The sequence below is a fragment of the Pseudomonas sp. R76 genome (assembly GCF_009834565.1).
Lineage (GTDB): Bacteria > Pseudomonadota > Gammaproteobacteria > Pseudomonadales > Pseudomonadaceae > Aquipseudomonas.
The window spans coordinates 3,583,953-3,605,897 of the sequence record NZ_CP019428.1; the positions used below are offsets into that span (position 1 = coordinate 3,583,953).

A 21,945-nucleotide genomic window follows, 5' to 3' on the forward strand; every position below is an offset into this window, starting at 1 on the left:
GGCCTGACCTGAATGAGGAGGAGGCTTTTAAACCGTAAACCTCCCTGTTTAAAGCCGCTGTGTATTTCATCTAATGAAAAAGTCACAGGTCCGAAAGCCTTGGCGTTGAGAAGCGCTCGGCGAAGGACAATGATAATAGATCTCATTTGGGCATTTGTAGCCAATTATTTCTACAAATAGGGGATTCCATGTCATTGCACACCTGCGCACGCGATTCAGACACCTGTGGCGACGAGCCCGACTGGCCCGCCGCGTTCGCCGAACGCTACCGCCAGGCCGGTTACTGGCAAGACCAGACGTTCGCCCAGGCGCTGGATGCGGTTGCCGCACGCAGCCCATCGGCGATCGCCATCACCGACGGCCCGTTGCACCTCAACTACCGCAACCTGGTGCAGCGTTGCCGGCGCCTCGCCGGTGGCTTGCGTGCCCTGGGTGTTGCGGCGGGCGATAACGTGGTGGTGCATTTGCCCAACGGCAGCGCGTTTATCGAAGTGTGCTTTGCGTTGTTCCGGCTCGGTGCGCGGCCGATCCTCGCCCTGCCCGCTCACCGTCAACACGAGATCGGCGGCTTTTGCAGCTTTGCCCAGGCCTCGACCTACATCGGCTGCGACCAGCTCGACGGTTTCGATTGCCGCCAGATGGCGCGCCAGTTGGCCGAAGCCAATTCACACCTGCGCCAGGTGGTGATCGACGGCGATGCCGAGGAATTCACCGCGCTGAAGGCGTTGTACAACAGTGAGCCATTGGAGCAGGACGCCGGTCACGCTGACGCAGTGGCGTGTTTCCAACTGTCGGGCGGCACCACTGGCACGCCCAAGCTGATCCCGCGTCGCCATGCCGAATACCTCTATAACGTGCGCGCCAGCAGCGCGGTGTGCGGCCTGGATGCACACACGGTGTACCTCACCGCGCTGCCGATGGCGCATAACTTCACGCTGTGCTGCCCAGGTGTTATCGGCACCTTGTTGGCCGGTGGGCGCGTGGTGTGTACGCGCCGCTCTGACCCTGAAACCTGCTTTGCACTGATCAGCGAACAACGCGTCACCGTTACCGCGCTGGTGCCGCCGCTGGCGATGCTGTGGCTGGACGCCCAGGCCCAGCGCCAGGCCGACCTGTCGAGCCTGCGCCTGCTGCAGGTGGGCGGCGCAAAACTGCTCAGCACCGCAGCCGCGCGTGTCACACCGACACTGGGCTGCACCTTGCAACAAGTGCTGGGCATGGCCGAGGGCTTGCTGTGTTTTACCCGCCTGGATGACCACGCGGATGTGCTGCTGCATACCCAGGGCCGACCGCTGAGTGCCGACGATGAGGTTCGCATTGTCGATGAACACGGCCAGCCGGTGCCTGACGGCGAAGTCGGCGAGCTGCAAGTGCGTGGGCCGTACACCATTCGCGGCTACTACCGCCTGCCCGAACACAATGCCAAGGCGTTCACTGCCGACGGCTTTTATTGCAGCGGTGACCGGGTGCGACGTAGCAGCGACGGTTACCTGGTGGTTGAAGGCCGCGACAAGGACCAGATCAACCGGGGTGGTGAAAAGGTCGCCGCTGAAGAAGTGGAAAATCTGCTGATCAGCCATCCCCAAGTGCACGACGCGGCGCTGGTGGCGATGCCGGACGCGGTGCTTGGCGAATCCACCTGCGCGTTTATCGTCGCCCGTGACCCGGCGCCGTCGGCGTTTGCGCTCAAGCAGCATTTGCGCGGCCAGGGTTTGGCGGCGTTCAAGGTGCCGGACCGCATCGAGTTTGTTGCGCACTTCCCGCACACCGGGGTGGGCAAAGTCAGCCGCAAGGACTTGCGCGAACGCTTGCGCCAGGCCTGGCTGCAGCGGGCCGCCTCGTGAACCGTTGGGTACGCGCTTACCGGCTGACGCCCATGCCGCGCTGGCGCCTGGTGTGTTTCGCGCATGCCGGCGGCAGTGCGAGTTTCTTTCGCGACTGGGTCAATGCCCTGCCCGCCGATATCGATCTTTTGGCCATCCAGTACCCGGGCCGCGAAGACCGCTTCAGCGAGCCGTGCCTGACCGACATGCAGCGCCTCGCCGACGGCGCCGCCCACGCGCTGGCGGATTACGCCGACCGGCCGCTGGCATTGTTCGGCCATAGCCTCGGCGCGGTGGTGGCCTATGAAGTGGCCGCGCGCCTGGAGCAGCGCGCAATCGCCGTCGACCATCTGTTCGTGTCCGCCCACCCGGCGCCGCATCGCCAGCGCGGCGGGCAGTTGCATCTGGGGCCGGACACGGCCTTGCTCGACGACGTGCGACGCTTGTCCGACCGGCCCAACCCGCTGCTGGACGACCCGGCGCTGTGCGAACTGTTTCTGCCTGGCCTGCGCAATGACTACCGCATCGTTGAAACCTACGCCTGCCCACAACCGCGGCCCCTGAACAGCCGCATCGAGGTGTTCTACCCCGAACACGACCCGGAAATCGAACTGGATGAAGCCCTGGCCTGGCAAGCCGCCAGCCACCAGCCACTGCACCTGCAGCGCTGGCCCGGCGAACACTTTTACCTGATCGAGCAGCGCCAGGCGCTGCTCGACGCCATCGCCACCACGCTGCTGACCCTTACGCCTGCCCCCAAGGAAACCTGTTGATGAAAACACCCGACGCCTGTGATGGCCTGCCGGACATCCGTCACGCCATCGATTCACTGGACCACCAGATCATCGAACTCATGCGTCAACGCATGGCTTACGTCAAAGCCGCTGCGCGCTTCAAACCGACCGAAAGCAGCATCGCCGCGCCCGAGCGCGTGGCGCAGATGCTGCCGCAACGCCGCGAATGGGCCGAACACGCCGGCCTGGACCCGCACTTTATGGAAACCCTGTTCGCCCAGATCATCCATTGGTACATCGGCCAGCAAGTGCTGCATTGGCGCGCAACGAGAACGCCAGCATGAGGGCCTTTCCTTCGTTGGAGGCCCATGCCCAAGGCCTGGCGGCGGTGTTTGAACAAGCGCGCGAGCGGGCCGTCGAACACGGCGAAGCGGTGCTGGCCAGCTATTCGATCGAACTCGCCCCGCTGGACCTGCTGGAGCTGTTTTGCAGCGTCGACCAACCGGGCGCCGAGTGCCTGTTCTGGCGCGCGCCGGAAGACCACAAAAGCCTGTTCGGCTGGGGCGTGGCCGCCGAACTCAGCGGCGTTGGCGCGCAGCGTTTTGCCGCGGTGGACGCGCAATGGCAGCGTTGGCTGGAACACGCGGTCAGCCACGGCCCATTGGCGCCGACGGTCTGCGGCGGCTTCCGGTTTGATCCTGAGGTCAAGGCCAGCGGCGCCTGGCAAGGTTTTGGCGATGCGTCACTGCTGTTGATGACGCTGCTGCTGGTGCGCGATGCCGAGAGTTGCTGGCTGCTGTGCCAGCAACGGATCGCGCCCGGCGATAAGGCGCAACAATGCTGCGAGCACGTGTTGAATCAATGGAACGCGCTGATGGACCGCTACGTGTCCGGCCCGCGCCCGAGCGTGGCGCTGCAACACACCCGTGACCAAGGCCTGCCGCGTGCCTGCTGGGAAAGCAAAATCGCCCACGCCCTGGACGTGCTGCGCGACACCCCGTTGAAAAAAGTGGTGCTGGCGCGCGAAGTGCTCAGCGAATACACCCAGCCCGTAAGTGCCGGGCGCACGTTGAGCGCGCTGGCGAGCAACGACCCCAGCGCCTACCTGTTTGCTTTCCGGCGTGATCAGGCGTGCTTTATCGGTGCCTCGCCGGAACGCCTGGCCAAGCTGCACAACGGCCGCCTGCAAACCCTGGCGCTGGCCGGCACTGCGCGTCGCGACCCCAACCCTGAACAGGATGCGCAACTGGCGCAGGCGCTGCTCGACTGCGAAAAGAATCGGCACGAACACGCGGTGGTGGTGCAGATCATTCAACGCGACCTCGCGCCCTGGGTGCAGGCGTTGCACATGCCGCCCACGCCGCATATCAAGCGCCTGAGCCGCGTGCAGCACCTGGCGACGCTGATCGAAGGCCCGCTGCAGCCAGGCTGCAGTTTGCTCAAAATGGTCTCGATTCTGCACCCCACGCCCGCCGTGGGCGGCCACGAACGCCAGCAGGCGTTGGCGCATATTCGCCAGTTTGAAGGCTTTGATCGTGGCTGGTACGCGGCGCCGCTGGGTTGGCTGGACGCCCACGGCAATGGCGAATTTATCGTCGGCCTGCGCAGTGCGCTGTTAAACGCTAACCAGGCCCGGCTGTTCGCCGGCTGCGGCATCGTCGAACACTCCGACCCTGCCAGCGAATACGACGAAACCTGCATCAAGCTGGCGGGGATGCGCGCGGCGCTACAGCGGTAACGGCACGCCCGGTGCTTGAATCCAGACCTGTGCAGGCCTACCCTGCACACGCAACACTCACCCTCTGAGTCAGGAAGACCTTACATGTGGGACGGCAGCGTTACCTTTGGTGATTCATGGGCGGGCTACATTGGCCGCGCGGATCAAAATACTGCCCACTCCCATGTCGCCATTCAGCTGTGCATCGGCGTGCACCAACCCGTGAAGCTGGAATTGCCCGGCCAGCTGATCCGCGCGGCCGGGGTGATCATCGGTCCCAACGTCGAGCACCGCGCGGTGGCCGACATTCACCCGGTGGCCTTTGTCTACATCAACCCCGACACGCCACTGGGCCGCGACCTCAAAGCCTTGCTTCATCACAATGGCATCGCCCTGGCCAGTGAGGAAATGCTTGAGTGTTTCCGCCGCACCACCTCCCTGGCGCAGTTTGTCGAGGCGCTCGCGCGGTTGCTGGCAATTACGCCGCCTATCGATCAGCGCCTGTACAAGGCCTTGAACCTCCTGCGCCAGGACCGCGACGGTCCTGGTTCCGTCAGCCGCGCCGCCAACGCGGTCGGCCTGTCGAGCCCGCGCTTGCGCTGCGTGGCCACGCACCAGATGGGCGTTTCGCTGTCGCAATGGATCATCTGGAACAAACTCGAGCGCGCCTCCAAGTCCCTGGCGGCTGGCGCCAGCTTGTCGGACGCCGCTGCCGATGGCGGCTTCTCCGACCAGGCCCACCTGGCGCGCATGATGCGCATGATGCGCCGCATGTTTGGCATGACGCCCCGCACCGCTGCCAAGGTTTTGCGCAAGACAAGCGTTTCGTTCAAGACGCAGTGATGTCAAAACGCCAATATCGATCGAATCTTATTCGCTGAAACGTTAAGCGCTGATTGCCTCCCCCACAGCACTTCAACGCCACCGCACGTGAATACAGAGTGTTCGCCAGGGGCATCCGTGCCTGGGATTTGGCGAAACGCAACGTTAATTCTTTCGATGAGTCCGCAGGAAGCGTCCTACATGTCAGAACCGCAAAAATTAACCGTCCTTCTCACGGGAGGATCAGGTGTGCTCGGTGAGTCCCTGATCGAGTGCCTGGCGCAGGACTTTCACCTGGTCTGCCTGGCGCGTAAAAGTCGCATTCGCCACCCGCAGGTCGAAGTCCTCAAAGGCGATATCTGCCGCCCTCGGCTAGGCTTGGACGCCGCCGATTATGAAGCGCTGCTCAAGCGCGTCGACTGGGTGATTCACGCTGCGGCCGTCACCCGTATGGATGGCGATGTCGATCAGATTTTCTCGGTGAATTACCTCGGCACCGAGAACGTCGTGAGCTTTGTCCAGCAGGCCAAAGTGCCGCTTTACCACGTCAGCACCGCCTTCACTCACCCCTGCGACTACTACGAAGGCGTGCAGGCACAAATCCCGTACGAAGTGGCCAAGCGCCAGGCCGAAACCCTGGTGCGCTCGGCCGGGATCGACGTGTCGATCTTTCGCCCCTCGATCATCATTGGCGATTCGGGCAGCGGGCATATGCCCAACTTCCAGGGTTTTCACATGACCATGGGCCTGATGATGTCCGGCGTGCTGCCGATCGTGCCCTGCCCGCCTGCCGGCTATATCGACCTGATCGCTCGCGACGTCGCCGCACGGGCGATTGCCAATGCCTTGCGCCAGCGTTTGATCGGCAAGGACTACTTCCTCACCAGCGGCCCGCAGGCCCTGGACCTGACCGGCTTGCTGGACCTGATGTGCCACTCCATGGAAGCCCAGGGCAAAGCGTTCACGCGGCCACGCTGCATGGCGCCGGATATTTATGAACGCCTGATCCGCCCGGTGTTTCTGCCGGCGCTGACCGGCAATATCCAGGCCGCCCTGGGCCGCGCCAATCAACTGTGCCGCTATGCGTGCCTACGCACACCGCTGCCTACCTCGTTGCCCGAGTTGCTCGGCGAAGCGGCGTTCAACGCACGGGATGTCAGCCGCGAATTGCTGCTGTCACTCAATCACCTGGCGCCCAAGCTGGGGGCCCTGACGCGGATGCTCAAACAGCCGGCGCCGCCCTTCGCTGAGGCCTCCGTGGCATGAACCCGCTACTTATCGAACCCGCAAGCGACGCCGAACAGATTGACCAGTATTTCCGCCAGCATGTGAATTCGGGCTACGCCCGCCTGGCCTCGCTGATGAACCTGCCCATCGAGCAGTCCAGCCAGGGCGTCTACATCTATGACAACAGAGGGCGCCAGTACCTGGATGCCGGCGGCTATGGGGTGTTCTTCCTCGGCCACGGCCACCCGGTCGTGGTGGAAGCCGTGACCCGGCAGCTGCAGCAGAACGCACTGGCCAGCAAATTGTTGCTCAACCCGCAACAGGCCTTGGCCGCTCAGGCCCTGGCCGCCCGCTGCCCCGGCAACCTGGACTATGTGTTCTTTTGCAACTCGGGCGCCGAAGCCACTGAAGCCGGGTTGAAACTGGCGCGCCTTAACGGCTGCCGTCGCACGCTGTCGACGCTTGGCGGTTTCCACGGCAAGACCCTCGGCGCCTTGGCCGTGACCGGCCGCGAAAGCTACCGCGAGCCGTTCAGTGGCCTGCTCAGTGAAAGCGCGTTCGTGCCCTTCGGCGACAGTGATGCGTTGGAACAGCAACTGCTGGCGTCGCCGGAAAAAGCCTGCGTGATTCTCGAGCCGATCCAGGCCGAAGCCGGCGTGATCCTGCCACCGCACGGTTATCTGACGCGTGTCCGCGAGCTGTGCGACCAATACGGCGCGCTGCTGATCATCGATGAAATTCAGTCCGGCCTGGGCCGCACCGGCCATTGGTGGGCCTGCGACCAAGAGCAGGTGGTGCCCGACATCATGCTGGTGGGCAAAAGCCTGTCCGGTGGCTGCGTACCGGTGAGTGCCATGGTTGCCAGCGCCACGGTCTATGCGCCGTTCAACCGCAACCCCACGGTGCACACCTCGACCTTTGGCGCCAACCCGCTGGCCATGGCGGCGGTGCAGGCCACGTTGCAAGTGATGGTGCAGGAAGACCTGGTGCAGCGCGCCCGGCTGATGGGCCAGGACCTGCATGCGCGTTTCAGCGCGTTGCTGCAACAGATGGGCCTGGCCGAGTGCGTGAAGCTGCGCAGCGCGGGCTTGCTGCTGGGCTTCGAGTTCAGCGACGCCTCGATTGCCGCAAACATGGTCATGGCGCTGATCGAGCAGCAAATCATCGTTTGCCACTCGCTCAATGATCACCGGGTCGTGCGGCTGACGCCGTCGCCGCTGCTGAACGCCCAGGACTGCAACTGGTTGATCGAGGGGTTCGCCCAGGCGCTCACCACTTCAGTTTCCACCCTTTGATTTTTGGAGTTACCCCATGCAGGAAGTCAATATCCAGGCGCACATTCCACACGCCTGCGCTGATGAAGTCTTTGCCGTGATCAGCGACTTCAGCCACTACGTCGAGCTGTGCGAGTCGGTGCGCAATATCACCATCAATAAGGTCAGCGACCAGGTGTCGTTCACCTCCTGGGAAGTCAACTTCCACAGCGGCATTCTCAAGTGGCAAGAGCGCGATACGTTCAACGCCGAGACCCGAGAGATCCACTTCGAACAACTGGCCGGCGATGTCGACCATTTCTCGGGCACCTGGCAAGTGCTGCCGGACGGCAAGGACGCGATCATCACCTTCAAGTCACGCTTTGACCTGGGCCTGCCGATGCTCGCCGACATGCTCGACCCCGTGGCCAAGACCGCCATTCGCGACAACATTAACTCGATCATCACCGGATTGTTTCCCACAAGCTATGTGAGGCCCCAGCCATGACCCTGTCTCTGTTGAACCGCTCACGCGCGGTGCTGCACAACTACGCCCCAGGTTTTGACGCGCGCCTGGCGGACATTGCCTTTGCCGAACGTGAAGCATCGCACAGCGACGTCGTCGCCCTGTTCAAGCAACACGGCCCGGTCGGGCTGTTGGTCAACCGCGCCGGCGGCGGCCTGGGCGCGGGCATCCTCGATGCGGTGCATGTGCAGATCGCCCTGGGCGCGCGCTCGCCGTCGCTGGCCGTGGCCAGCACCATGCACCAATTCTCCGTCGCCAGCCTGTTGGCGCTGACCCAAAACGGCGGCGGCGCCGAAGGCCTGTTGCTGGCCGCCGTGGCGCAGAACCGCTTGTTGCTGTCCTCGGGCTTTGCCGAGGGCAACACGGGCGCCGGCATCCTCGACTCGAACATGCAGGCAGTACAGACCCCGGAAGGCGTGCTGCTCAGCGGCAGCAAAAAGCCTTGCTGCCTCGGCCAGTCGATGGACTTGCTCACCGCCAGCTACACCCGCGAGGGCGTGGACGGCGAAGAGTTGATGGTGGCGCTGATTCCCGCGAACGCGCCGGGCATCAGCCGGGCACCGTTCTGGCAAAACAGCGCGCTGGCCGCCGCCGAAAGCATCGAAGTGCGCCTCAACGAAGTGTTCGTGCCGGAGCGCATGGTGTTTTCCGCCGGTTACAAGCACCTGCTGGGCGATGTGCAAACCGTGGGTTTCATCTGGTTCGAGCTGTTGATTTGCGCATCTTACGTGGGTACCTGTGCCGGTCTGATCGAAACCGTGACCGACGCCGCGCGCTGGACTGCCCATCACCGCGTCGACCTGGCCGCCCACCTGCAATTGGCGATCACCGCCCTGGAAGGCGCGGCGCTGGATGTGGAACGCAACCCGCACGACCTGCACACCGTGCTCGCCCGCCTGTTGCTGGTGCGTTATGGCATCGAACAACTGCTCAACCAGCTGTCGGACGAAGCCCACGCGATGCTCGGGGGCATGGCGTTTATTACCAGCAACCAGAGTTCGAATTGGTTGATGGCCTGCCGTGGCCTGCAATTTCACCCGCCGGCGAAGATCTCGATGGCGACCAACCTCGACTGCTACTTGTCCCAATCCACCTTCAGCATCGCCGGAGTGAAACCATGAACCTGCTCGGAAAAACCATTGTCATCAGCGGCTGTGCACGTGGCCTGGGCCATGCCGCCGCGCACAAGCTCAAGGGGCAAGGCGCCACGGTGATCGGCCTGGACATCCTGGAACCGCAGGAACTGGGGCTGCTCGACGGGTTTTATCAAGTCGACCTGTGTGACCGCAGGGCGTTGGCCCAGGTGATCACTGCCATCAGCACTGACTTCGGTGACATCGACATTCTGGTCAATAACGCCGGCACCCTGACCCTGGAGCGTGGCGAAACCGGCGTGACGGACGAAGTCACCCGCGCGGTGGACGTAAACCTGTTCGCGCCGTGGCAACTGGTCGCCGGCTTCTTGCCGGGGCTGCTGCGCAAACGCGGCAAAGTGGTGAATGTGTCGTCGCTGTTCGCCCTGGTCAATGCGCCGTATGTGGCCGCGTATGCCGCCAGCAAACGCGCGCTGAGTGCGTATTCCGACGTGCTGCGCATGCAGTATCGCGGGCAGCTCGATGTGGTCACGGTGTATCCGGGGTTCATCGACACCGCGATCCATTTGCCCGCCCAGCGCGTGGGCCTGTCGGTCAAGCGCCTGGTGACCTTCATGTGGGGCGACAAGACCTTGCTGTCCCTGGAAGAAAAGCTCGATGCCGCCGCCGACGGCCTGGTGCGCGCCTGCCGCAAAGACGGCCTGCGCAACCGTGGCCTGACGTTCATGGGCACCCTGGCCATGTACACCGCGCGCATTGCGCCGAGTGTGGTCGACGCCTTTATCGCCTTGCGCCTGCGCACGCTGACACGCGGTGGGCACCTGGCGCTCAAACCTGAACTGATCGAGTAACGCGCAACCAATGGCCAGACAACTGCACGCCAAGCCCCAGGTTCGCCTCGACCGCGCGTTGTTCAAAGCGCACACGGGCGAGTCCTTGTTGATCATCGGTTACGCCCTGTGCCTCTACCTGCTGCCACTCGCGCTGTTTGTGTGGGTGGCGAACACGACGTCCAGCCTGTGGGTGGTGCTGCTGTGCGCGCCACTCTGGGTGATGGCCGGATACGGAATGTTTCTGCAAGCGATCCTTGGGCATGAAGGCTTTCACTTCAACCTGAGCCGTAACCCGATGCACAGCTGTTACCTGGGCATCTTCACCAGTTCGATGCTGCCGGGGTTCTGCGTGACCGGTTACTTCGTCGACCACTGGCAGCACCACCGCTTCAGCAACAGCGCAAACGACCCGGATTACCGGCATTTCTCGCGCTATCGCACCTTGCTGAGCCGCATCGCGCTGTCACGTTTGCTCGCCACCTCGAACTACCTGCAAGCCACCTTGCGCCTGGCATTCGGCCCGCTGATCAGCCCCTCGCCGCTGCCCTTGAGCGCGGCGCAGGTTCAACACTTGGCGCGCTGCAATATCGCCTGCCAGCTGGGTTGGCTCGGTGTGTACGCGCTGGCCTTGTGGCAGGTCGACGGGTTGCTGCTGGGGTTTGGCCTGAGCCTGACGGTGGCGTTTCTGGTGTCGGCCTTTAATGCCTACCAGGAACATGCCTTCAGCGCAGACGATGAACAGCCGCCCGCGCGTTCGCGCACATCGCGCCTGTGCACCTTCATGCATGCCGGCGCTAACTTTCACCTGGAGCATCACTTTTACCCTGCCGTGCCGTGCTGGCGCCTGCCCAAGGTGCACCGGCAACTGCTCGACGCCGGCTGGTACGCCGACCGGCAGCACCTGCTGGAAAAAAACTTCGTTGCGTCCTTCAAATACGCCACCCGCCGCCACCCTTACCGTGGAGACACGGTGAACGACTGAACACACACCCTAAATTTCCCAATGGATTGACCGCCTGAACCCTCAGGCTGCAGGAGCATGTATGCCGTTTGAAATTGATAGCCACATTGAAGCCGAACGCGCGCAGTTATTCGGCCACCCGCTGTTTGCCAACATCCGCACTGTTGAAGACGTGCGCACCTTGATGGAATTCCACGTGTTCGCCGTGTGGGATTTCATGACCTTGCTCAAGCGCATCCAGCGCGACCTCACCTGCGTCGAGCTGCCGTGGGTGCCGCCGGTGCACATCACCGCTGCGCGCTTGATCAATGAAATCGTGGTGGGTGAAGAAACCGACGAACACCCGGGCGGCGGGTTTATCAGCCACCTGGACCTGTACCTCACCGCCATGGATGAAATCGGCGCCGACAGCTCGGTATTCCGCCGCTTCCTCGCCGCGATCCAGGCCAAGGTGCCGCTGGCCAAGGCGCTCAACGACCGCGACATTCCTTTGGCGGCCAAAGTGTTCATGTGCCAGACCCTCGATGTCGCCCAACACGGCTCTACCGAAGCGGTGCTGGCGTACTTCTTTTTTGGCCGCGAAGACATCATTCCCGACATGTTCGGGCGCCTGCTCTCGCAGTGGTCGGTGAGTGAGACCGAAGTGCCGATGCTCACCTATTACCTCAAGCGCCACATTGAAATGGACGGCGACGAGCATGGCCCGGCCGCCAAACGCATCATCGGCGAAATCGTCACCACGCCCGAGCAACACCAACACATGATCGACAGCGCCAAGACCGCGATCAACTCCCGCATCGACCTGTGGGACGGCGTGCACCATTTCCTCCAGGAGAAAGCCCAACACACCACGGAGCGCCCTGTGCGCCGGGTTGCACACAGTTTCTGAGCCGCGCATGAACACAGGGAGCAAGACATGACCAAAGGCAAGCTAATCAAACTCACACTGTGCACTGTCGTGGTCGGGGGTTTGCTGCTGCTCGGCTGGCAGCGCTGGCAGTATTCCAGCGCGTACGTCAGCACCGACAACGCGGAGCTGGATGGGGTGATTATTCCGGTGCGGGCCAAGCTGTCAGGCGTGGTGATGAGCGTGCCGGTGATGGACAACGTCACCGTGGAAAGCGGCGACTTGCTGTTTCAGATACGCGACAGCGAATACCAATACCAGGTGCAGCAGCGCGAAGCACAATGGCAAGCCCTGCTCGCCGCCGCCGGGCGCAGCGGCAGCCCGGGGGCGCTGGACAGCCAGATCCTCGGCGCGGTCGCCATACGCCAGGCCGCGCAGGCGGCCCTGGCACAATCAAGCGCCAACCTTGAGCAGGCGCGCAATGACTACCAACGCGCCCGTCGCCTCGGCGCCCAAGGTGTGTTGAGCACCCAGGACCTGGAACTGGCCAAGGCACGTTTCGACGCGCTGAGCCATGCCCAGGAAGCCGCGCGCAGTAACGCCCAGGCGGCGGCGCAAAGCACCTTGGCCAACAAGGCCGAACTCAAGGTGCAGGACTACCGCATCGCGGCGGCGCAAGCCGAGTTGGAGCAGGCTCGGATCAAGCTGCACGACGCCCGCCAGACCGCGCCGGTGCGCAGCATCGTGTCGAAAAAAGAGGTGGAGCCCGGCCAGTTCGTGGTCGCCGGCCAGAAGCTCTTGAGCCTGATCGCCACCGAGCCGCTGTGGATTACCGCCAACTTCAAGGAAACCCAAGTCGGCCGGGTTCGCGTCGGCCAGCACGCCAAGGTTACCGTGGACGCGTTCCCCGGCCAGGCCTTAGACGGCGTGGTCGAAAGCCTGGCACCGGCCACCGGGGCGAAGTTCTCGTTGCTGCCGCAGGAAAACGCCACGGGCAACTTCACCAAGGTGGTGCAACGCGTCCAGGTGCGGATCGCCCTCACCGACGTGCCGGCTGACTACAAGCCCTTGTTGAGCCCCGGCATGAGCGCCTTCGTCGAAGTCGCCACGCCACGCAACGGCAGCCAGACGTTATGAGGTCGCCGTACCTGATTGCGTTCACGGTGACGCTGGTGTCGATGATGGAGTTGCTCGACGTGACCATCGTCAACGTCGCCATTCCCAGCCTGATGGGCACCTATGGGGCGTCGGTGGATGAGATCTCGTGGGTCTCCACCGGTTACGTGGTGGCCAACGTGGTGATCCTGCCGGTCAGCGGCTGGTTGTCTGCCTGGTTTGGGCGGCGCCGCTACTACCTGGTCTCCACCGCCGTGTTTGTGCTGGCGTCGGTGGGCTGCGCGTTTTCCGCCGAGCTGTGGCAACTGGTGGCCTTCCGCGTGCTGCAAGGCCTGGCGGGCGGCGGGTTGCTGGGGATCTCCCAGGCGATCATCTACGACGTGTTCCCCAAGGAAAAGGTCAGCAGCGGCATGGCGCTGTACGGCGTCGGCGTGATGATGGGGCCGACCTTGGGGCCGACTGTCGGTGGCTACCTGATCGACACCTTGTCATGGCATTGGATCTTTTTGATCAACGTGCCCATCGGTGCCGTGGCGCTGTTGCTGTGCTGGTTGTGCATCGGCGATTCGGTCAATGAGCAAAAACCCAGCAGCGTCGACTACAGCGGCTTCTGCCTGTTGGCCCTGGGGGTTGGCAGCCTGCAGATCCTGCTGGAGCGCGGCGAGCACTGGGACTGGATGGAATCCAACTGGACGGTGGCCTGCCTGTTGCTCAGCAGCTTCAGCCTGGTGGGGTTTTTCTGGTGGGAACGGCGTGCCGCCAACCCAATCGTCAACGTTGCGCTGTTTCACAACCGCGAGTTCCTGATGGGCTGCATCTGCGCGTTTTGTGTGGGTTTCGGGCTGTACAGCACCTTATTCATGGTGCCGCTGTTCTTGCAGACGTTGTTGGCGCAAAGCGCCTACCAGAGCGGGCTGGTGATTTTCCCCGGCGCGGTGGCCAGCGCCATCAGCACCTTGGTGATCGGCAAGCTGTCCCAGGAAAACAAGATCGACGAGCGCGTGTTCGTGACCTTGGGCATCGTCATGTACTGCTACGCGATGTTCCTGCACACCCAGTTCACCCTCGACAGCAACCCGGACACGCTGTACTGGCCGCTGGTGATTCGCGGCCTGGGCCTGGGCATGATCTTCGTGCCGCTGACCAACCTGGCCATGCGTCGGCTGCCGCTGACGTTGATCTCCGGCGCCTCGGGCGTGCTCAACCTGATGCGCCAGCTGGGCGGCAGCGTCGGCATCGCCATCGCTGCCACCTTGCTCACGCGGTTCTCGTGGGAACGCTATCGCTTGCTCTCCGAGCACGTGACCGAATCGAGCCTGATCGCCAATGGCTGGGGCGGCGTGGAATCCAACCCGCTGTTCCTGTCCCTGGGCCTGGCCAGCCATCAACAAGCGTTGGCCTTGATGCCTTACCTGCAAGCGCGCGAACAGGCGCAAATGCTCGCCTTCAGCATGCTGTTCGGCACCTTGGGCGCGGTCATGGCCATCGGCATACCCATGGTGCTGATGATGCGCAGAAGCACCCTCAGCCGATAATTTTTTTGTGGAGACCTACCCTTGCGTATTCCAGGGCTGCATCTGACACACACCCCCTTGCTCACCTCACTGTGTGGGCTCGCCCTCGCCTGCTGCCCGGCCCTCGCGTCGGCAGAGGACTTGTACCAGCTGTACCAGAAAGCGCTGAGCCATGACATGAAGTTCGCCGCCGCCCAGGCCCAGCAGTTGGCCACGGCGGAGAAAGAACCGCAAAGCCGCGCCAACCTGTTGCCGGACCTGTCCGTCACCGGCGGCGCGGCCTGGGTCGATGCCGAGGATTCCAACGATTACCACCGCAACCGCAACAACACCAACGCCTACGCCGTGGTGCTCACTCAGCCGCTGTTGCGCTGGCAGAACGTGATCGCCCATGACCAGAGCAAACTGCTGATCAGTGCCAGCGAGGTGCAGACCGAACAAGCGCGCCAGGACTTGATGCTGCGCGTGGCCCGTGCCTACTTTGATGTGTTGCTCAACCAGGAACTGTTGAACACCCGCACCCAGCAACTGCAAACCCTGCGGGAAAGCCAGGACCGCAGCCAGCGCTTGCTCGCCGACGGCGCCACCACTGCCAACGCGCTCGAACAGGTACAGGCCAAGTACGACCAGGCGTTTGCCGAGCAGATTGCCGCACGCGGCGCGCTGGATATCGCCACCGAAGCCCTCACCCAATTGACCGCCGCCCAGGCGCGCCCGTGGTCGGGCAAGGAGCCGCAGTTCAGCGCCCCGGTGCCCGCCGCCATCGGCGATTGGGCCAATACCGCGCAACAAGGCAACCTCGCCGTGCAGCGCGCGCAGATCGCCCAGCGCCTGGCCGAAATGGACATCGACAAAGAACAGGCCGGCCACTTGCCGACCCTCGACTTGATCGCCGCCCACGGCCGCTTCGCCTCGGTGGGCGGCGATGTGTACGACGTCACGCTGCCGGAGAACCGCTATAACCAGACGGTGGTCGGGGTCAAACTCAGCGTGCCGCTGTATGGCGGTGGCCGCACCAGCAGCCGCGTGCGTGAAGCCCACGCGCTGCAGAGCAAGGCTCAGGATGAGGTCGAAGACGCACGCCGCAACGCCGGGCTGATGGCACGCCAGGCGTACCTGCAAGTCACCAGTGGCATGAGCCAGTACCAGGCGCTCAAGCAGGCGCTCAAATCCAGCCAGGTCAACCTGGCGTCGGTGACGCACGGCTTTGAAGCCGGCTCGCGGATTAATAATGATGTGCTGGATGCCCAGCAGAAAGTCACCGACACTCAGCAGCGTGTGGCGCAGCAGCGTTATGCGATCCTGATGGCGCAACTTAACCTGCTGGCCTCCACCGGCAATTTGAATGACGTGCGCTTACGTGAGGTCAGCCGCCTGCTGGACTGAAAAACCGCGCGGGCGTTCCTTGCAGCCCGCGCAACAGTCTTTTGTCATCACTCCTATTGATAGCTTCCTAACGAAACCCGCATGCTAGAGGGCTAATCCCGCGCTTATATCATTCCGAATGATAGTTACCTTTGTTTCATTCGATTCGTGACATAGCACCTCGCCGCGCATGATCCGCCCATCTCAAATACATTGGCGGATGCACCTCATGGAACAGTCACTCAAACATTTGCGCTTCCCCTTGCCGATTTTGGCCGTGGTGGTGATGAGCGCATGCGGCAAGACCCCGGAACAAGCGGCCGCCATGCCCCCTGCGAAAATCAGCGTGGCCAAGGTGCTTGAACAACCGGTCAACGAGTGGGATGAATTCACCGGCCGCCTGGAAGCCCCGGAAACCGTGCAGATTCGTCCGCGCGTGTCCGGCCAGATCGACCAGGTGGCCTTCACCGAAGGCGCCTTGGTGAAGAAAGGCGACGTGCTGTTCCAGATCGACCCCCGCCCGTTCCAGGCTGAAGTGCGCCGCCTCGAAGCCCAGCTGGCCCAAACCAAAGCCGCCGCCACCCGTAGCGATAACGAAGCGCAACGTGGCGACCGCCTGCGCCAGAGCAATGCGATCTCCGCCGAACTGGCCGACTCGCGCACCACCGCCGCCCAGGAAGCCCGCGCCGCTGTCGCCGGCATTCAAGCGCAGCTGGACCTGGCCAAGTTGAACCTGAGCTTTACCCGCGTGACCTCGCCGATCAGTGGCCGCGTCAGCCGTGCGGAAATCACCGCCGGCAACCTGGTCACCGCCGACGTCACCGCGCTGACCAGCGTGGTCTCCACCGACAAGGTCTACGCCTACTTCGACGCCGATGAGCGCGTGTACCTCAAGTACACCCAACTGGCGCGCGAAGGCCGTCGCGGTGCAACCACCCCGGTGTACCTGGGCCTGTCCAACGAAACCGGCAACCCGCACCTGGGCCAGATGAACTTTGTCGACAACCAGGTCAACCCGGCCACCGGCACCATCCGTGGTCGCGCCGTATTCGATAACAGCAAGGGCGAATACACGCCTGGCCTGTATGCGCGCTTGAAGCTGGTCGGCAGCGGCACCTACTCCGCCGTGCTGATCAACGACGAAGCCGTCGGCACTGACCTGGGCAAGAAGTTCGTGCTGGTGATGGACGGCGACAAGCCGGCGTATCGCTCAGTGGAGCTTGGGCCAAAGATCGAAGGCTTGCGCATTGTGCGCAGCGGTTTGAACAAGGACGACACCATCGTCGTGAAGGGCCTGCAGCGCATTCGTCCGGGGTCGCCGGTTGCACCGGAAACCATCCCGATGGCCAGCAAGGAAACCCTCGCCGCCTTGGCACAACAACGACAAGCGCTTGAAGCCAGCAACCTGGAGCAAGTGGCGCCGGATAAAGCCGCGCCCAAAGTTGCCAGCGTCGCGACTCCACGCGGTTAATGGATACAACTCAAGATGAATTTTTCCAAGTTCTTCATTTCACGGCCGATCTTCGCAGCGGTGCTGTCGCTGTTGATCCTGATCGCCGGCGCGATCTCGCTGTTCCAATTGCCGATCAGCGAATACCCGGAAGTCGTGCCGCCCACCGTGGTGGTACGCGCCAACTTCCCGGGCGCCAACCCTAAAGTCATCGGTGAAACCGTGGCCGCGCCGCTGGAGCAAGCGATCACCGGCGTCGAGAACATGCTGTACATGTCCTCGCAGTCGACCGCCGACGGCAAGCTGACCCTGACCATCACCTTCGCCCTGGGCACCGACCTGGACAACGCGCAGGTGCAAGTGCAAAACCGTGTGACCCGGACTCAGCCAAAACTGCCCGAGGAAGTGACGCGCATCGGTATCACCGTGGACAAGGCCTCCCCCGACCTGACCATGGTGGTGCACTTGACCTCCCCGGATCAGCGTTACGACATGCTCTACCTGTCCAACTACGCCTTGCTCAATGTGAAGGATGAGCTGGCACGTTTGGGCGGTGTGGGTGACGTGCAGCTGTTCGGCATGGGCGACTACTCCCTGCGTGTGTGGCTGGACCCGAACAAAACCGCTTCGCGCAACCTGACCGCCACCGATGTGGTCAACGCGATCCGTGAGCAGAACCGCCAAGTGGCCGCCGGTGCCTTGGGTGCGCAACCTGCACCGAATGCCACCAGCTTCCAGCTGTCGGTGAACACTCAGGGCCGTCTGGTCACTGAAGAAGAGTTCGAGAACATCATTATTCGCTCCGGCGAAAACGGTGAAATCACGCGCCTCAAAGACATCGCACGGGTTGAGCTGGGCTCCAGCCAATACGCCCTGCGCTCGTTGCTGAACAACCAGCCGGCCGTGGCGATCCCGATCTTCCAGCGCCCCGGCTCCAATGCCATCGAGATTTCCAACGAAGTGCGCGCCAAGATGGAAGAGCTGAAACAGAGCTTCCCGCAAGGCATGGACTACAGCATCGTCTATGACCCGACTATCTTCGTGCGTGGCTCCATCGAAGCGGTGGTTCACACCCTGTTCGAAGCGCTGATCCTCGTAGTGCTGGTGGTGATCCTCTTCCTGCAAACCTGGCGCGCCTCGATCATTCCGTTGGTGGCGGTGCCGGTATCGTTGATCGGTACGTTTGCGGTGATGCACCTGTTTGGCTTCTCGCTCAACGCCTTGTCGCTGTTCGGTTTGGTACTGGCCATCGGGATCGTGGTGGACGACGCCATCGTGGTGGTGGAGAACGTCGAGCGGAACATCGAGTTGGGGCTGGAACCGTTCCCGGCCACTGAAAAGGCCATGAGCGAAGTGACCGGCCCGATCATCGCCACCGCGTTGGTGCTGTGTGCGGTGTTCATCCCAGCGGCCTTTATCAGTGGCTTGACCGGGCAGTTCTATAAGCAGTTTGCGTTGACGATTGCGATTTCCACGGTGATCTCGGCCTTCAACTCGCTGACCTTGTCGCCTGCCCTGGCCGCCGTGTTGCTGCGCAGCCATGACGCGCCGAAGGATCGCTTCTCCAAGGTGCTCGACAAACTCTTGGGTGGCTGGTTGTTCCGTCCATTCAACCGCTTCTTTGAGAAAGCCAGCCATGGCTATGTCGGCACCGTACGCCGGGTGATTCGCGGCAGCGGTATCGCGCTGTTCCTGTACGCCGGCTTGATGGTCCTGACCTGGCTGGGCTTTGCCCACACGCCGACTGGTTTCGTACCGGCCCAGGACAAGCAATACCTGGTGGCCTTCGCGCAATTGCCCGACGCCGCAAGCCTGGACCGCACCGAAGACGTGATCAAACGCATGTCCGACATCGCGCTGAAACAACCAGGCGTGGAAAGCGCCGTAGCGTTCCCGGGCCTGTCGATCAACGGTTTCACCAACAGCCCGAACAGCGGCATCGTGTTCGTGACCTTGAAACCGTTCGACGAGCGTAAAGACCCAAGCATGTCCGCCGGTGCGATTGCCGGTGCACTGAACGGCAAGTACAGCAGCATCGAAGAAGCCTACATGGCGATCTTCCCACCGCCGCCGGTACAGGGCCTGGGCACGATTGGCGGGTTCCGCCTGCAGATCGAAGACCGTGGCAACCTGGGTTATGACGAGCTGTACAAAGAAGTGCAGAACATCATCACCAAGAGCCGCACCACGCCTGAGCTGTTTGGCCTGTTCACCAGCTACACGGTCAACGTGCCGCAGGTTGATGCTGCCATCGACCGCGAAAAAGCCAAGACCCACGGCGTGGCCGTCAGCGACATCTTCGACACCCTGCAGATCTACCTGGGTTCGTTGTATGCCAACGACTTCAACCGCTTCGGGCGTACTTATCAGGTTAACGTGCAGGCTGAGCAACAGTTCCGCCAGGATGAAGACCAGATCGGCCAGCTGAAAGTGCGTAACAACAAAGGCGAGATGATCCCGCTGGCGACCTTTATCAAGGTCAGCGACACCTCGGGCCCGGACCGCGTGATGCACTACAACGGCTTTATCACCGCTGAAATCAACGGCAACGCTGCACCGGGCTACAGCTCCGGCCAGGCGCAGGCGGCGATTGAAAAACTGTTGAAAGAAGAACTGCCCAACGGCATGACCTACGAGTGGACCGACCTGACCTATCAGCAAATCCTCTCGGGCAACACTGCGCTGTTCGTGTTCCCGCTCTGCGTACTGCTGGCGTTCCTGGTACTGGCCGCCCAATACGAAAGCTGGAGCCTGCCACTGGCGGTGATTCTGATCGTACCGATGACGCTGCTGTCGGCCATTACCGGGGTGATTATCTCGGGCGGCGACAACAACATCTTCACCCAGATTGGCTTGATCGTACTGGTGGGCCTGGCGTGCAAGAACGCGATTCTGATTGTCGAGTTCGCCAAGGACAAACAGCAGGAAGGCCTCGACCCGCTGGCTGCGGTACTGGAAGCCTGCCGTCTGCGTCTGCGGCCGATCCTGATGACCTCGTTCGCGTTCATCATGGGTGTGGTGCCACTGGTGTTGTCCAGCGGTGCCGGTGCCGAGATGCGCCATGCGATGGGCGTGGCGGTGTTCTCCGGGATGATCGGCGTGACCTTCTTCGGTCTGTTGCTGACGCCAGTGTTCTACGTACTGATCCGTCGCCATGTGGAGCGCGGCGAAGCGAGCAAAGCGGCCAAGGCCTTGAAGCTGGAGACACAGCAATGAGCGTGAAAGTATTCCTGCCGAGCTTGCTGGTACTGGCGCTGAGCGCCTGTGCCGTGGGCCCGGACTATAAAACCGAGAAGCTTGAGGCGGCCAATATCACGGCCGCCGCCGACACCAAAAGTTATGACCATGCCAAATACGAAGGCATCTGGTGGCAGCAGTTCGAGGACCCGACCCTCAACCAACTGGTGACCCAGTCGTTGAACGGTAACCGTGACTTGCGCGTCGCTTTTGCCCGTCTGCGCGCGGCGCGTGCGATTCGTGATGACGCCGCCAACGACATCATGCCGGTGGTGACCAGCCGGGCCAGCAGCGACGTGGGCAAAGGCCAGATTCCCGGCCAGACCACCAAGCGCGTCAACAGCGAACGCTACGACCTGGGCCTGGACATGGCCTGGGAAGTGGATTTGTTCGGGCGTATCCGCCGCAACCTGGAAGCCAGCGACGCTGACCAACAGGTCGCCGAAGCCGACCTGTACCAACTGCAAGTCACCATGATTGCCGAACTGGTGGACGCCTACGGTCAACTGCGCGGCGCGCAATTGCGTGAACGTATCGCCCTGGACAACCTGAAGAACCAGCAGGAATCGCGCACCATCACCGTCAGCCTGCGGGATGCCGGCGTCGGCGATCAGCTCGATGTGGAACGCGCCGATGCGCGCCTGGCCGCCGTTGAAGCCAGCGTGCCGCAACTGCAAGCCGAGCAAGTGCGCGAGCGCAACCGCATCGCCACCCTCCTCGGCCAGCGCCCCGACAAGCTGACTGTGGACCTGAGCCCCAAAGACCTGCCGGCGATTGCCAAGGCGTTGCCAATCGGCGACCCAGGGCAATTGCTGCAACGTCGCCCGGACATCCTCAGCGCCGAACGCAAGCTGGCCGCCGCCACCGCGCGTATCGGCGTGGCCAAGGCCGACCTGTTCCCGCGGGTCAGCCTCAGCGGCTTCCTCGGCTTTACCGCCGGGCGCGGTTCGCAAATCGGTTCAGCTGCAGCCAATGCCTGGTCCCTGGGCCCAAGCATTACCTGGGCTGCATTTGACCTGGGCAGTGTGCGTGCACGCTTGCGCGGGGCGAATGCCGAGGCCGATGGCGCCCTGGCAACCTACGAGCAGCAAGTGCTGCTGGCGCTGGAAGAATCGGAAAATGCTTTCAGTGATTACGGCAAACGCCAGCAGCGCCTGGTCTCGCTGATCCGTCAAAGTGAGTCCAGTCGCGCGGCTGCCGACCTGGCGGCGATCCGTTATCGCGAAGGCACGGTGGATTTCCTCGTGCTGCTCGACGCGCAACGTGAGCGTCTGGCCGCTGAAGACTCCCAGGCCCAGGCCGAAGTGGACTTGTATCGCGGGATTGTCGCGATCTACAAGGCCCTCGGTGGCGGCTGGCAGCCGGACACGGTCGTCGCCAGCAGCAAGTGATGTAAAGAGCTCCTTTGGTTGGTCGCATCCAGCCA

The 21,945-nt window shown here is 62.7% G+C and carries 18 protein-coding genes; all 18 read left to right on the forward strand.

The features are described 5' to 3' along the window. The first annotated feature begins 188 nt into the window (after nucleotides 1-188). The 18 genes from PspR76_RS16090 to PspR76_RS16175 all read left to right on the forward strand — a co-directional run bounded on the left by PspR76_RS16090 (nucleotide 189) and on the right by PspR76_RS16175 (nucleotide 21,910). On the forward strand, nucleotides 189-1,844 hold the full coding sequence (locus PspR76_RS16090; protein WP_159956746.1) for a (2,3-dihydroxybenzoyl)adenylate synthase: 1,656 nt from the start codon (nucleotides 189-191) through the stop codon (nucleotides 1,842-1,844). Continuing rightward, entirely contained in the window at nucleotides 1,841-2,596 is a 756-nt protein-coding gene (locus tag PspR76_RS16095; RefSeq protein ID WP_269467602.1) for a thioesterase II family protein, read from the forward strand. Before PspR76_RS16090 ends, PspR76_RS16095 begins: the two co-directional genes overlap by 4 nt. Continuing rightward, nucleotides 2,596-2,901, forward strand: coding sequence for an isochorismate lyase (locus PspR76_RS16100; protein ID WP_159956748.1), 306 nt, complete (start codon nucleotides 2,596-2,598; stop codon nucleotides 2,899-2,901). The genes PspR76_RS16095 and PspR76_RS16100 overlap by 1 nt, the downstream gene beginning before the upstream one ends. Further along, a complete protein-coding gene (locus PspR76_RS16105; RefSeq protein ID WP_159956750.1) occupies nucleotides 2,898-4,295 on the forward strand; it encodes an isochorismate synthase in 1,398 nt (465 codons plus the stop codon). Before PspR76_RS16100 ends, PspR76_RS16105 begins: the two co-directional genes overlap by 4 nt. Nucleotides 4,296-4,379: 84 nt before the next feature. Then, nucleotides 4,380-5,117, forward strand: a complete 738-nt coding sequence (locus PspR76_RS16110; RefSeq protein WP_159956752.1) for a helix-turn-helix domain-containing protein — start codon at nucleotides 4,380-4,382, stop codon at nucleotides 5,115-5,117. 180 nt (nucleotides 5,118-5,297) lie between these two features. Then, nucleotides 5,298-6,362, forward strand: a complete 1,065-nt coding sequence (locus tag PspR76_RS16115; RefSeq protein ID WP_159956754.1) for an SDR family oxidoreductase — start codon at nucleotides 5,298-5,300, stop codon at nucleotides 6,360-6,362. Further along, nucleotides 6,359-7,618, forward strand: a complete 1,260-nt coding sequence (locus PspR76_RS16120; RefSeq protein ID WP_159956756.1) for an aspartate aminotransferase family protein — start codon at nucleotides 6,359-6,361, stop codon at nucleotides 7,616-7,618. The genes PspR76_RS16115 and PspR76_RS16120 overlap by 4 nt, the downstream gene beginning before the upstream one ends. 16 nt (nucleotides 7,619-7,634) lie before the next feature. Next, complete coding sequence (locus PspR76_RS16125; protein ID WP_159956758.1) at nucleotides 7,635-8,084, forward strand: type II toxin-antitoxin system RatA family toxin; 450 nt, start codon at nucleotides 7,635-7,637, stop codon at nucleotides 8,082-8,084. After that, on the forward strand, nucleotides 8,081-9,223 hold the full coding sequence (locus PspR76_RS16130) for an acyl-CoA dehydrogenase (protein WP_159956760.1): 1,143 nt from the start codon (nucleotides 8,081-8,083) through the stop codon (nucleotides 9,221-9,223). The genes PspR76_RS16125 and PspR76_RS16130 overlap by 4 nt, the downstream gene beginning before the upstream one ends. Continuing rightward, nucleotides 9,220-10,047 carry an SDR family NAD(P)-dependent oxidoreductase gene (locus PspR76_RS16135; protein ID WP_159956762.1) on the forward strand — a complete coding sequence of 276 codons (828 nt, stop codon included), beginning with the start codon at nucleotides 9,220-9,222 and terminating at the stop codon, nucleotides 10,045-10,047. Before PspR76_RS16130 ends, PspR76_RS16135 begins: the two co-directional genes overlap by 4 nt. Before the next feature lie 10 nt (nucleotides 10,048-10,057). Then, a complete protein-coding gene (locus PspR76_RS16140; RefSeq protein ID WP_159956764.1) occupies nucleotides 10,058-11,011 on the forward strand; it encodes a fatty acid desaturase family protein in 954 nt (317 codons plus the stop codon). Between the two features lie 61 nt (nucleotides 11,012-11,072). After that, nucleotides 11,073-11,879, forward strand: a complete 807-nt coding sequence (locus PspR76_RS16145) for a DUF3050 domain-containing protein (protein ID WP_159956766.1) — start codon at nucleotides 11,073-11,075, stop codon at nucleotides 11,877-11,879. 27 nt (nucleotides 11,880-11,906) lie between these two features. Continuing rightward, complete coding sequence (locus PspR76_RS16150; RefSeq protein ID WP_159956768.1) at nucleotides 11,907-12,974, forward strand: HlyD family secretion protein; 1,068 nt, start codon at nucleotides 11,907-11,909, stop codon at nucleotides 12,972-12,974. Continuing rightward, on the forward strand, nucleotides 12,971-14,488 hold the full coding sequence (locus PspR76_RS16155; RefSeq protein WP_159956770.1) for a DHA2 family efflux MFS transporter permease subunit: 1,518 nt from the start codon (nucleotides 12,971-12,973) through the stop codon (nucleotides 14,486-14,488). The genes PspR76_RS16150 and PspR76_RS16155 overlap by 4 nt, the downstream gene beginning before the upstream one ends. A 21-nt stretch (nucleotides 14,489-14,509) precedes the next feature. Then, nucleotides 14,510-15,853: a TolC family outer membrane protein gene (locus PspR76_RS16160; protein ID WP_159956772.1), complete on the forward strand. Its 1,344-nt coding sequence runs from the start codon at nucleotides 14,510-14,512 to the stop codon at nucleotides 15,851-15,853. 208 nt (nucleotides 15,854-16,061) lie between these two features. After that, entirely contained in the window at nucleotides 16,062-17,303 is a 1,242-nt protein-coding gene (mexE, locus tag PspR76_RS16165; protein ID WP_159956774.1) for a multidrug efflux RND transporter periplasmic adaptor subunit MexE, read from the forward strand. A gap of 15 nt (nucleotides 17,304-17,318) precedes the next feature. Continuing rightward, complete coding sequence (locus PspR76_RS16170) at nucleotides 17,319-20,498, forward strand: efflux RND transporter permease subunit (RefSeq protein WP_159956776.1); 3,180 nt, start codon at nucleotides 17,319-17,321, stop codon at nucleotides 20,496-20,498. Then, nucleotides 20,495-21,910 (forward strand): efflux transporter outer membrane subunit, encoded by a 1,416-nt coding sequence (locus PspR76_RS16175; RefSeq protein ID WP_159956778.1) that lies wholly within the window; start codon nucleotides 20,495-20,497, stop codon nucleotides 21,908-21,910. Before PspR76_RS16170 ends, PspR76_RS16175 begins: the two co-directional genes overlap by 4 nt. Nucleotides 21,911-21,945 lie beyond the last annotated feature (35 nt).